General features: G+C 62.5%; 9 protein-coding genes. All 9 read right to left on the bottom strand.

Features of this window, described 5'->3' with window-relative positions:
- Positions 1-329 precede the first annotated feature (329 nt).
- A complete protein-coding gene (locus tag BUC24_RS00370) occupies positions 330-1,442 on the bottom strand; it encodes a ribonucleotide-diphosphate reductase subunit beta (RefSeq protein ID WP_178372452.1) in 1,113 nt (370 codons plus the stop codon).
- A gap of 76 nt (positions 1,443-1,518) precedes the next feature.
- Positions 1,519-4,443: a ribonucleoside-diphosphate reductase subunit alpha gene (locus BUC24_RS00365; protein ID WP_073212122.1), complete on the bottom strand. Its 2,925-nt coding sequence runs from the start codon at positions 4,441-4,443 to the stop codon at positions 1,519-1,521.
- Positions 4,444-4,879: 436 nt separating this feature from the next.
- Positions 4,880-6,334, bottom strand: a complete 1,455-nt coding sequence (locus BUC24_RS00360) for a sigma-54-dependent transcriptional regulator (protein ID WP_073212121.1) — start codon at positions 6,332-6,334, stop codon at positions 4,880-4,882.
- Entirely contained in the window at positions 6,331-8,052 is a 1,722-nt protein-coding gene (locus BUC24_RS00355) for a sensor histidine kinase (protein WP_073212120.1), read from the bottom strand. Before BUC24_RS00355 ends, BUC24_RS00360 begins: the two co-directional genes overlap by 4 nt.
- 3 nt (positions 8,053-8,055) lie before the next feature.
- Complete coding sequence (locus BUC24_RS00350) at positions 8,056-8,319, bottom strand: PP0621 family protein (protein ID WP_083598612.1); 264 nt, start codon at positions 8,317-8,319, stop codon at positions 8,056-8,058.
- Complete coding sequence (locus tag BUC24_RS00345) at positions 8,316-9,119, bottom strand: cytochrome C assembly family protein (RefSeq protein WP_073212119.1); 804 nt, start codon at positions 9,117-9,119, stop codon at positions 8,316-8,318. The genes BUC24_RS00350 and BUC24_RS00345 overlap by 4 nt, the downstream gene beginning before the upstream one ends.
- Before the next feature lie 195 nt (positions 9,120-9,314).
- Positions 9,315-10,112 (bottom strand): ABC transporter ATP-binding protein, encoded by a 798-nt coding sequence (locus BUC24_RS00340; protein WP_073212118.1) that lies wholly within the window; start codon positions 10,110-10,112, stop codon positions 9,315-9,317.
- Positions 10,113-10,928: an ABC transporter permease gene (locus BUC24_RS00335; protein WP_073212117.1), complete on the bottom strand. Its 816-nt coding sequence runs from the start codon at positions 10,926-10,928 to the stop codon at positions 10,113-10,115.
- A 15-nt stretch (positions 10,929-10,943) separates the two neighbouring features.
- Positions 10,944-11,918, bottom strand: coding sequence for an ABC transporter substrate-binding protein (locus BUC24_RS00330; RefSeq protein WP_073212116.1), 975 nt, complete (start codon positions 11,916-11,918; stop codon positions 10,944-10,946).
- Positions 11,919-12,056 lie beyond the last annotated feature (138 nt).

The following is a 12,056-nucleotide window of genomic DNA, read 5'->3' as shown; positions in this document are numbered from 1 at the left end:
AGGACGATGTAGCGGCGCGCTGGCGGTGCGGATCGAGGCTGCTGGCGACCGTCCGCCGACAGCGGCGAGGTGGTGCCAATACGCACTGGCATTTGTCGAGGCGGAGCGGAGGTGGTGTGGGTCCCCGCCTTCGCGAGGACGATGTAGCGGCACGCGCGTCCGTTCGGGCGGAGCGGAGGTGGTGTGGGTCCCCGCCTTCGCGAGGACGATGTGGCTGGCGCGCGGCTGGGGCGGCGACGCTGCTGCCGGGGGCCGATGTTCGTTTCGCGTTTGCTTCGCCCAATAAAAACCCCGCCTCCAGGGCGGGGTTGTACCGACACGTCTGTGCGTTATTCCCAGTTCAGGGCGCCACCGGTCTGGTATTCGGTCACACGGGTCTCGAAGAAGTTACGCTCTTTCTTCAGGTCGATCATCTCGCTCATCCATGGGAAGGGATTCTCTTCCTGGGCAAACAGCGCGTCCAGGCCGATCTGCTGCGCGCGGCGGTTGGCGATGAAGCGCAGGTAACCTTTGAACATGGTTGCATTCAGACCCAGTACGCCGCGTGGCATGGTGTCTTCGGCGTAGGCGTACTCCAGATCGACCGCTTTCAGGAACAGCTGCTTGATCTCGTCCTTGAAGGCGGCGGTCCACAGCAGCGGATTTTCCATCTTGATGGTGTTGATCAGGTCGATGCCGAAGTTGCAGTGCATCGATTCGTCGCGCAGGATGTATTGATACTGCTCGGCCGCGCCCATCATCTTGTTCTGACGGCCCAGCGCCAGGATCTGGGTGAAGCCCACATAGAAGAACAGGCCTTCCATCAGGCAGGCGAACACGATCAGCGACTTGAGCAGCTTCTGGTCGTTTTCGATGGTGCCGGTGGTAAATGCCGGGTCGGTCAGGGTATTGATGAACGGGATCAGGAACTCGTCCTTGTCACGGATCGACTTGACCTCGTTGTACGCATTGAAGATCTCGGCTTCATCCAGACCCAGTGACTCGACGATGTACTGGTAGGCGTGGGTGTGGATCGCTTCTTCGAAGGCCTGGCGCAGCAGGTACTGGCGGCATTCCGGCGCCGTGATGTGGCGGTAGGTGCCCAGCACGATGTTGTTGGCAGCTAGCGAGTCAGCGGTGACGAAAAAGCCCAGGTTGCGCTTGACCAGACGGCGTTCGTCGTCGGTCAGGCCGTTCGGGTTTTTCCACAGCTCAATGTCGCGCTGCATGTTCACTTCCTGCGGCATCCAGTGGTTGGCGCAGCCGGCCAGGTACTTGTCCCAGGCCCATTTGTACTTGAACGGCACCAGCTGATTGACGTCAGTCTTGCCGTTGATGATGCGCTTGTCGTCAGCGTGCACGCGCTTGGCCACGGCCGCTTCCGGCGCCGCTTCGCTGGCGTTCACAGGCATTGGTGGGCGCGCGGCTGGCGCGCTTGCTGCTTCATCGTCCCAGGACAACATAATGGTCTTCCTCTTGTGTATACGTTTATTAATTTGTTGCAGCAGTGAAGGGGCCGCAGCCCCTCCCAGTCTACGCTTATTGGCAGGCTTCGCATTCCTCGAAGCCATCGTCGCCCGGACGCAGGTAGCACGCTGCGCCGTCTTCGACTGTCGCTGCGGCCGCTGCCGCCGGCGCCGCTGCCGCCATGGCGCTGGCCGACATGCCGCCATCGACTGCCACCGCGTTCAGGGCGCCGGTCTTGGAGGTTGACTTCTCCATGTGGGTCGCGGCAATGGTGCGCAGGTAGTACGTCGTCTTCAGGCCGCGCAGCCAGGCCAGTTTGTAGGTTTCGTCCAGCTTCTTGCCGGAAGCGCCAGCCATGTAAATATTGAGCGACTGGGCCTGGTCGATCCATTTCTGACGGCGCGATGCGGCTTCCACCAGCCAGCTTGGCGAGACTTCAAAGGCGGTGGCGTAGATGTCGCGCAGGTCTTGCGGGATGCGGTCGATCTTGGCCAGCGAACCGTCGAAGTACTTCAGGTCGGCGATCATTACTTCGTCCCACAGGTCGCGCGCCTTCAGGTCACGCACCAGGTAGGAGTTGATTTCTGTAAATTCGCCCGACAGGTTCGACTTCACATACAGATTCTGGAAGGTCGGTTCGATGCAAGCCGACACGCCAATGATGTTCGAAATCGTTGCGGTTGGAGCAATGGCCACGCAGTTCGAATTGCGCATGCCGAACTGCTTGATGCGCTCGCGCACCACCGACCAGTCCATCGCTTCGGACGTATCCTGCTCCAGGTAGCCGCCGCGTTCTTCGGCCAGCAGCTTGATCGAGTCTTGCGGCAGGATGCCGCGGCTCCACAGCGAGCCTTCATACGACTCGTAGCGGCCGCGTTCTTCGGCCAGCTCGGTCGAGGCCAGGTAAGCGTAGTAGCACACCGCTTCCATGGAACGGTCGGCAAATTCCACCGCCTGCTGCGACGAGTACGGCACCCGCATCATGTGCAGGCAATCCTGGAAGCCCATGATACCCAGGCCGACCGGACGGTGGCGCAGGTTCGAATTGCGGGCCTTTTCCACGGCGTAGTAGTTAATGTCGATCACGTTGTCGAGCATGCGCATGGCGGTGCGGACGGTCTTTTGCAGCTTGATGGCGTCCAGCTTGCCTTCTTTCATGTGCGCAGGCATGTTCACCGAACCCAGGTTGCAGACGGCGATTTCGTCCGGACCGGTGTTCAGGGTGATCTCGGTGCACAGGTTGGAGCTGTGGACCACGCCGGTGTGCTGCTGCGGCGAACGGATGTTGCACGGATCCTTGAAGGTGATCCATGGGTGGCCGGTTTCAAACAGCATCGACAGCATCTTGCGCCACAGGTCCAGGGCCGCGACCTTCTTGAAGACGCGGATTTCGCCGGCGGCGGCTTTGGCTTCGTACGCCAGGTAGGCGGTCTCGAAGGCGCGGCCGACCTTGTCGTGCAGGTCCGGGCAATCCGATGGCGAGAACAGGGTCCAGTCGCCTTTTTCCATCACGCGCTTCATGAACATGTCCGGAATCCAGTTGGCGGTGTTCATGTCGTGGGTGCGGCGGCGGTCGTCGCCCGTGTTCTTGCGCAGGTCGAGGAATTCCTCGATGTCCATGTGCCAGGTTTCCAGGTAGGCGCACACGGCGCCCTTGCGCTTGCCGCCCTGGTTGACTGCCACGGCAGTATCGTTCACCACTTTCAGGAACGGCACCACGCCTTGCGACTTGCCGTTGGTGCCCTTGATGTGGGCGCCCAGCGCACGCACCGGGGTCCAGTCGTTGCCCAGACCGCCGGCAAACTTGGCCAGCAGCGCGTTTTCCTTGATCGCGTCGTAAATACCTTCCAGGTCGTCCGAGACGGTGGTCAGGTAGCACGACGACAGCTGCGAGCGCAGGGTGCCCGAGTTGAACAGGGTTGGGGTCGAGCTCATGAAGTCAAAGCTCGACAGCAGGTTGTAGAACTCGATGGCGCGCGCTTCGCGGTTTTCTTCGCGCAGCGACAGGCCCATGGCGACGCGCATGTAGAAGGCCTGCGGCATTTCGATGCGGATGTCGCGCACGTGCAGGAAGTAGCGGTCGTACAGGGTTTGCAGGCCAATGTAGCCGAACTGCAGGTCGCGGTCGGCCACCAGGGCCTTGGCCAGCTTGGCCAGGTCAAACGTGGCCAGGGCCGGGTCAAGCAGTTCGTTGGCAATGCCCTTGGCGATGTACTGCGGGAAGTACTCTATATAGTGTGCTGCCGCTTTTGCCTGTGGCACTTCCTGGCCGAACACTTCCTTGCGGATGGTGTGCAGCAGGATGCGGGCCGTCACTTGCGAGTAGGCCGGGTCTTTTTCCATCAGCGCGCGCGCGGCCAGAATGGCCGACTTGTGCAGTTCTTCGACTGGCACGCCGTCGTACAGGTTCTTGATGGTTTCAGCCAGGATGGCGTCGGCATCGACGTGCTTTTCCAGGCCGACGCAGGCGGCGTTGATCAGGTCGCGCACCTGCTGCATGTCGAGCGGACGGCGCACGCCGCCATCCATCACGTGAATTTGCGGGGCCGACACGGTGGCCGACACGCCTGCTGCTTCTTTCTGCAGGCGGCGCTCTTCCATGTGCTTGGCGCGGTACAGCACGTAGGCACGGGCCACGTCATGTTCGCCCGAACGCATCAGCGACAGTTCGACCTGGTCTTGCACGTCTTCGATGTGGAAGGTACCGCCCGATGGCTGGCGGCGCACCAGCGCGGCCACCACGGCATTGGTCAGCTGCTCGACCAGTTCGCGCACACGCGCCGAGGCGGCACCCTGGCCACCGTTGACGGCCAAAAAGGCCTTGGTCACGGCGACGGCAATTTTGGACGGTTCAAATGCGACGACTGCGCCGTTGCGGCGGATGATGCGGTAGTCGCCGCTGGCCGCGATGGCGGCCGGGTGACTGTCAACTGCGGGACTGGCGCTTCCAGGTGTGACGTGCAATGGATTGATCGAAGTATCTTGGGTTGTTTGCATGGGACCTCCTGGAACGGCTGGCAGTCGTGCTGCGCCGATTGTTATAACAAGTGGACTGTCGCTAGGACAGGTCCGTCTACACACTATTTAAAAGCAAAAACAACGCATCCCGCCAAGCATGCCTGGCAGGAAATCTCGTTATTTCGGGGTAAAAGCCGCTATCTTCTGTGCAATTTCTTCAAAGGCAGCGGAGTTATGCATGTTGGCTGAAGTTCTCTAAGCACCTACTACATCTAGTGCGTTGATCAAATTTGAGAACTAATTGTAGTGGCTAGCCGAGGGGGACGCAATACCTAACTGGAATCAACATCCTAATTTTTTTGACATTTATTCGCGTGTGCGGCCTTGACATTTGGAAGCGCCCTCAACAGGGGGATCGCGGGGTTAGCGCCCGCTCACGCCCCTGCAACAATGTGCGTTTTTTGGCGCGCCCGGCTCACGCCTTGGGGTCGTCAATGGCCAGTTTCTGCATCTGGTAACGCAGCTGGCGCAAGCTCACGCCCAGCAGTTGCGCGGCCTGGGCCCGGTTGTACTGGGTCTGGACCAGGGCCCGCACGATGATGTCATGCTCGATCCGGTTTAAATAGTCGGGCAGCGACTGGGGCAGCGACTCGCCAGCGCCAGGCAGCGTGGCGCCGGGTGGCGGCGTGGGCGCCGGGCTGGGCGTGGCCGGCGCCGGTTCCACCACGCTCGCGGTGGCTGCGCCAGCGCCGCCGCCCCGCTCGGCCTCGCCCACGCGCGCGCCCTTGAGCGATAAATCGCCCACCTCGATCACGCCGTCATTGGCAAACGCCAGCGCGCGTTCGAGGATGTTTTCCAGTTCGCGCACATTGCCGGGGAAGGAATATGCACGCAAGGTGTCAAGCACCCCGTCCCCCAGGCGCGCGCGCTGGCCCGGTCCGGCCAGGCGCGCCAGAATGGCGCCGGTCAGCACGGCCAGATCATCGCTGCGTTCGCGCAAGGGCGGCACTGACAGCTCGATCACGTTCAGGCGGTAAAACAAATCCTGGCGAAACTTGCCCGCCTCCACGCACTGGGCCAGGTCCTGGTGGGTGGCACTGATCAGACGCACGTCGACCGGCTCTTCGGCCGTGGCGCCAATCTTGCGCACGCGCCGCTCCTGGATGGCACGCAGCAGCTTGACCTGCATCGCCAGGGGCAGATCGGCAACTTCGTCAAGCATGAGAGTGCCGCCGTTGGCTGCCTGGAAAAAACCCTCGCGATCGTCGGCGGCCCCCGTGAAGGCGCCTTTGCGATAGCCAAAAAATTCGGCCTCCATCAGGTTTTCGGGAATCGCCCCGCAATTGACAGCGATGAAAGGCTTGCTGGCGCGCGCGCTCTGGGCGTGAATTTCGCGCGCGGCCAGCTCTTTGCCGCTGCCCGACTCGCCCGTGATCGCCACCGGCGCCATCGAGCGGGCCAGCCGCGCAATCTGGCTGCGCAAGGCCTGCACCACGGCCGAGTCGCCGATCAGGCGCCGCTCGGCGCCGCTGGCGCTGGCGCCGGCGCTATCGTGGTTGGGCGCCGACAGGCGCAGGGCCGATTGCACCATCACGCGCAATTCATCCAGCACCACCGGTTTGGAGACGTAGTCGAAAGCGCCGGCCTTGAGGGCGATCACGGCATTGTCGGCGCTGCCATAGGCGGTGACTACGGCAATCGGCGTGCTTTTATTCGAGGCCGTGACCTCGCGCACCAGTTCCAGACCCAGGCCGTCCGGCAGCCGCATGTCGGTGAGCACCAGCGCGTAGTCGGTCTGGGACAGAAAGGCGCGTGCCTCGCGCAGCGTTTCGGCACTGTCGACATCGAGTCCCATGCGCACCAGGGTGATTTCCAGCAGCTCGCGCAGGTCGGCTTCATCGTCGACGACCAGTACTCGGGGTGAACTCATTGTGCGCCTTTCTGTTCCAGTTGCGTAAATTCGACCACCATCGGCTGGGCAAACGTGATCACAAAGCGGCCACTGGCCTTGTAGGCGCCGGCCACCGAGGCATCGAAGCGGTATTCATAATCGAGGGTGGCCGCGTTGTTCAGGCACAGCTCGCGCGCCAGGTACAGACCCAGCCCGGTACCCTTGTTCGAAGTGGTATAAAACGGTTCAAACAGGTGCGAGCGCACCTCTGGCGTGATGCCGGGCCCGTCGTCCTGGACATGCAGTTCCATGCGCCCGCCCACGTCGGTCAGTACATACAGGCGGATGCAGGCCACGCCGCCGCTGGCATAGCGGATGGCGTTGGTGAGCAGATTGACCAGCACTTCGCGCAAGTGCAAGCCATCGAAGCGTACCGGGCTCGCGCCCGTATTGCCAAGCCAGATCAGCTCCGTCGACAAGCCATGGGTTTCATCGAACTCGCCTTTCAGGTCGCGCAGGAATTCACCCAGCTCCAAGGGATCGGCATTCGGCTGCACCTTGCGCGAGAGCTGCAGAATATCTTCCACCATGCGGTTGACCCGGGTGACGTTGTCGGCAACGATCTTGAGCAGCCGGGTATGGGTGGGCGAGCCCAGGTCTTCGGCCAGCAGCGCGGTGGCATGGCCAATGGCCGACAGCGGATTGCGCACTTCATGCGCGATGCTGGCGGTCAGGCGCCCCATCGAGGCCAGCTTCAGTTGCTGGGCCTGATTTTCAATGGCCGTCACGTCCTGTAAAAAGATCACACAGCGTTCGGCCGACTCGTCCGGCGTATCGACCCGGGCAAAGCGCAGTTTCAGGTGGGCCGACACGTCGCGCCGTCCCGACCAGGCGCTGCCCAGGCCATCGTTGCCGTCTTCGTGGTAAGGCTTGACGGTGACAAAAGCGGCGCGCTGGGCCACGGCAAGCGCGTCGCCGCGCGTCAGCAGCCAGGCGGTAAAGGCCTGGGCCACCGGCTCGAGCGCCTCCATGTCGGCCAGGCGGAACAGGCGTTCTTCGCTGATCAGGCCCAGCATGGCCAGCGCGGCCGGATTGGCGGCAAACACGCTGCCATCGCGCCCCACCACCAGAATGCCGTCTTCCACATCGGCCATCACCATCTGGTTGATGGCTTGCTGGATCTTGAGGTCGATGCCGCGCCGGGCCGCCAGTTCTTCCTGGCCGATCAGCTTGGACGCCAGGCGGCTGACCACCACCACGATGGCGAAAAACACCACGCCGTACAGGCCGGCCTGGGTCAGCGGCGCCGAGCGGTCGCCCAGCAGCACCTGGTAGACGGTTTCGGCCAGCAGGAACAGCGCCACCACCGAGGCGGAAAACAGGGCCACCGTGAGCGGTGCCAGCACCGCCGCGCCAGCCAGGGGGAACAGATACAGAATCACCAGGCCGCTGCGGGCGCCGCCGGCCGTCAGGTACAAGGTCGAAATGACGGCAATGTCGAGCGCTACCTGGAGTGCCACCTGCAGCAGAAAGCGGCGCCGCAGATAATGGGTCAGCATTCCGAAGCCAATGGCCAGCATCAGGTAGGCGATACAGGTTTCGGCATACAGCAGGTAGCCGCTGTCGTAATCCTTGCGGTCGAAGATCAGGTAGACCAGCAGCACCAGCGCAATGACCACGCGGGTGCCGTTCATCGCCTGCAAGGAGCGCCAGAAGGTCTGGCGCGATTCGCGCGAAAGCGCGTTCCAGCGGCTCATGGGCTAGCGCGCAGGCAGGCGCACGTGGGCGGGACTGCAATAATCCAGGCCGTCAGCGCGCACTGCTTCCGAAGCGGGGAAGTACAGGTGACAATGGGCGCAGCTCACCATGCGCTCGCCCTGGCCGCCCTCGCCCTCGCCCTCGCCCTGGACGTCGCGCGGCGCGCCCGGACCACTCTGACGGGGCAGACTGCCGCGCAGTTTGCTGCGAATGGCAAACACCACCAGGATGCCCAGGGCAATCCAGAACAACAAGCGCATCATCATGCGAGCCCCCGGTGCAGCACCACTTCCAGCACGAAACGGCTACCCACATACGCCAGCACCAGGGTGGCAAAGCCGGCCAGCGTAAAGCGCAGCGCCGTCTTGCCGCGCCAGCCGCGCCAGCGCCGGCCCGCCAGCAGGGCGGCAAACAGCAGCCACGACAGCAGGGTGAAAATGGTCTTGTGGTCCCACTTGAGCACCATGCCAAATAATTGTTCTGTAAAGACGATGCCGGACAGCACCGTGAGGGTGAGCAGAATGAAGCCGATCCAGATCAGGCGGAACAGCAGTTTTTCCATGGTCAGCAGCGCGGGCAGCTGCTCCAGCGCGCCCGCCAGCCACGGCGCGCGCGCGGGACGCGCGTGCAGACTTGATTCCTGCAGCGCCATCAGCACGGCATGGAAGGCGGCAATCGTCAGAGTGCTATAGGCAAGAATCGAAATGGCCACATGCCAGCCCAGCGCAGGCGCCATGCTGTGCATGCTGGTGACGTTGCCGCGAAACACCAGCGGCAGGATGGCCACGGCCGCCGCGCACGGCATCACCAGACGGCGCAGCCCGTCCAGTGCGAAATTGCGGTTTTCAATCCAGTAAGCAGCCACCGACAGCCACAGCGCGGCCGACAGCATCTGGGCAAAGCCGAAGCGCACCGCACCCAGCGCAAACACATCGGTCCAGAGCGCGGCAGCATGCAACAGCCAGGCCCCGGCCGTGATCCCGGAAATGAGGCCGCCCTGACGGGTCGGCAAGACAGCACAGACGGCGTACAGGAACGCCGCGGCGAGATAGAGGTTGGTCTGCATGCTGGGAGTTTACACTATTGGCGCGCCCCGTTGCATCGTCCTCGCGAAGGGGGGACGGTGGCGCTCAGGTCAGCGCTGCGCAATCGGATCAACCACATCGTCCTCGCGAAGGCGGGGACCCATGGCACGCTCGCATGGTATGGGTCCCCGCCTTCGCGAGGACGATGAAGTGAGCTAAGACAGCCGCGCTTTGCTTCAATCGACGGCTGCGGCCCGCGTCTCGGCCTGGTGGTGGCGCGCCTGCTCCTCCATGACCAGCTGCCCCAGTTCGCGCTTGAGAGCATTAAATTCGGGCGACGCCGGATCGCGCTCGCGCGGCAGTTCGACCAGCAAGTCACGTTTGATGGTGCCGGGACGGTAAGTCATCACAACGATGCGGTCGGCCAGGTAAATGGCTTCCTCGATGCTGTGGGTGACAAACAGGATGGTCTTTTTGACTTCGGCCCAGATGCGCAGCAATTCATCTTGCAAGTTGCGCCGGGTCAGCGCATCGAGCGCGCCAAACGGCTCGTCCATCAGCAAAATGGGCGAGTCCAGCGCCAGCACGCGCGCAATGGCCACCCGTTGGCGCATGCCGCCAGACAGGTCCTTGGGAAAACGCTGGCGAAACTCCGACAGCGACAGCATGGCCAGCAGCGCACTCACGCGCGCGCCGATGGCGTCCTTGGACAAGCCCTTGATTTCCAGGCCAAAGGCCACGTTCTGTTCGACCGTCATCCAGGGGAACAAGGCATATTCCTGAAACACCATGCCGCGCTCCGGACCGGGACCGCTGACCAGGGCGCCGTCCGCATGGACGGTGCCGCTGCTGGGCAGGGCAAAACCGGCCACCGCATTGAGCAAGGTCGACTTGCCACAGCCGGACGGCCCCAGCAGGCAGGTGAACTGGCCGCGCGGAATGGTCAGATCAATGTCGCGCAAGGCGACCAGTTCGCGCCCCTCGGTATGAAACACCTTGTTCACGCCCTTGATGACGATATGCGCTGCGCTCATTTAGTGCTCCAGGCCGCGGTGCCAGCGCAGCAGATAATTGTTGAGCCGGCTGACGCCGGTATCGATGGCCAGGCCCAGCATGCCAATGGTGATCATGCCCGCCATGATCTTGTCAGTCCAAAAATACTCTTTGGCTTCGAGCATGCGAAAGCCCAGACCATTGTTCACCGCCAGCATTTCCGCCACGATGACCACGATGAAGGCGGTGCCGATGCCGATCCGCACACCCGACAGAATATAGGGCACGGCAGCAGGCAAGATCACGCGCCGGAACAGCGTCATGCCGCCCGCGCCCAGATTGCGCGCGGCGCGCAGATAAATGCCATCCACCTGGCGCACGCCAGCAATGGTATTGATCAGGACCGGGAAAAACGCCCCCAGCGAAATGAGGAACAGCGCTGGCGGGTTGCCCAGACCGAACCACAGCATGGCCAGCGGAATGTAGGCAATCGGCGGAATCGGGCGCAGCAGCTGCATGGACAGATTGAACCAGCGGTACACCCGTTCGCTCGCCCCCATGGCAAGGCCAAGCGGCAGCGCCAGGCCGGCGCCAATCAGAAAGCCCAGCACCACCCGGTACATGCTGGTGAGCGAGTCCAGAATCATTTCGCCCGACACGGCCCAGGCCAGCCAGCTGCCTTCCGTGTGCGGCTGCAGCGGCAGCAGATAGGCGACCCACTTTTGCGCCACCGCCAGCGGCGAAGGCAGCATTTGCGGGTCGATCTTGCCCCAGACGCAGGCCGCTTGCCAGATCACGATGGCGACGGCGGGCACCACCAGGCCGATGGCGCCCTGGCGCAACTGTTGACTATTCATGCGCGCTCCGCGGGCTTACTTGACGCCGAGGCTTTTCTTGGCAGCCTCCAGCATATCCGTCTTGACCCAGTCGGTGGCCAGCGGCGGCTTGGCCATGCGCCCCACCCCGGTCTTGACCATCAGGTCAGTGGTGATCTGAATGTGCTCGGGCGTGACATCGTAGGAATAAGGCGAATTGCTGATCGCGTCATCGAAGTCATCTTTGGTGATCTGGCCCTTGAACACGGTTTCGCGCACATATTTTTCGGCCACGGCCTTGTTGTCGATGAAGGTCTTGGTTGCTTCCACAAAGCAGCGCATGAACTTCTCGGCCAGGGGCCGCTTCTCTTTGTAGAACTTTTCTGTCATCACCATGGTGCGCACGGGTTCGCCAATCGGGGTGTCGTAGGGTTTGATCACCTCGACCCCGAAGCCCTTGTTGATCGCTTGCGACGATTGCGGCTCGGACTGCATCATGGCATCGATGTTCTTGCCCAGCAGCGCCTGGTTCAGGTCAGAAAACGCCAGGTAGAAAATCTGCACATCCTTGCCAGGCGCGGCATCGGCCGTCAAGCCGGCCTTGAGCAGTTCGGCCATCAGCAGCACTTCCTGAATGCCGCCGCGGGTCACGCCCACTTTTTTGCCCTTCAGATCCTTGACGGTCTTGATGGCCTGGTCGGACCGGGCCACCAGGCGGGCGCCGCCTTTGGCGAATCCGGCCACCACCACAATCGGCGCCCCGCTGGCGCGGCCCGAAATGGCCGCTTCGGATGCGGTGGTGCCCACATCGAGTTCACCGGCGATGATGGCCTGCATCACATCGAGGCCCTTGGCGAAGACTTTTTCTTCCACCTTGATGCCGCACTTGGGGGCGATTTCCTTGATGTACGAGACGGCGCCGTAGTGGGCAAACTTCAAATTGCCCAGCCGGACCACTTCCTGGGCTTGCGCGCCTCCGGCGAAACACAAGGTGGCAAGGGCGATTGCGGTGAGGGTGGTGCGTGACGTCATGCGCTTCTCCGAGAAAAGTTCGAGTCGATAAACCTGCCGATGCAATTATGCATTCAAAATCCCTGCCGCGATGACGCAATCGCAGCGATATTGCCGAAGGGAAAGATACTATCCGAAATGGGCGCTGTCAAACGACCG

The organism is Massilia sp. CF038, assembly GCF_900129765.1.
Taxonomy (GTDB): domain Bacteria; phylum Pseudomonadota; class Gammaproteobacteria; order Burkholderiales; family Burkholderiaceae_D; genus Telluria_A.
Note: the sequence above shows the minus strand (reverse complement) of the source record. Positions and strands in the feature narration are given on the sequence as shown.

Coding starts and splice junctions, on each gene's coding strand:
- BUC24_RS00370 (WP_178372452.1), bottom strand. CDS start 1,442: ATGTTGTCCTGGGACGATGAAGCAGCAAGCGCGCCAGCCGCGCGCCCA.
- BUC24_RS00365 (WP_073212122.1), bottom strand. CDS start 4,443: ATGCAAACAACCCAAGATACTTCGATCAATCCATTGCACGTCACACCT.
- BUC24_RS00360 (WP_073212121.1), bottom strand. CDS start 6,334: ATGAGTTCACCCCGAGTACTGGTCGTCGACGATGAAGCCGACCTGCGC.
- BUC24_RS00355 (WP_073212120.1), bottom strand. CDS start 8,052: ATGAGCCGCTGGAACGCGCTTTCGCGCGAATCGCGCCAGACCTTCTGG.
- BUC24_RS00350 (WP_083598612.1), bottom strand. CDS start 8,319: ATGATGATGCGCTTGTTGTTCTGGATTGCCCTGGGCATCCTGGTGGTG.
- BUC24_RS00345 (WP_073212119.1), bottom strand. CDS start 9,119: ATGCAGACCAACCTCTATCTCGCCGCGGCGTTCCTGTACGCCGTCTGT.
- BUC24_RS00340 (WP_073212118.1), bottom strand. CDS start 10,112: ATGAGCGCAGCGCATATCGTCATCAAGGGCGTGAACAAGGTGTTTCAT.
- BUC24_RS00335 (WP_073212117.1), bottom strand. CDS start 10,928: ATGAATAGTCAACAGTTGCGCCAGGGCGCCATCGGCCTGGTGGTGCCC.
- BUC24_RS00330 (WP_073212116.1), bottom strand. CDS start 11,918: ATGACGTCACGCACCACCCTCACCGCAATCGCCCTTGCCACCTTGTGT.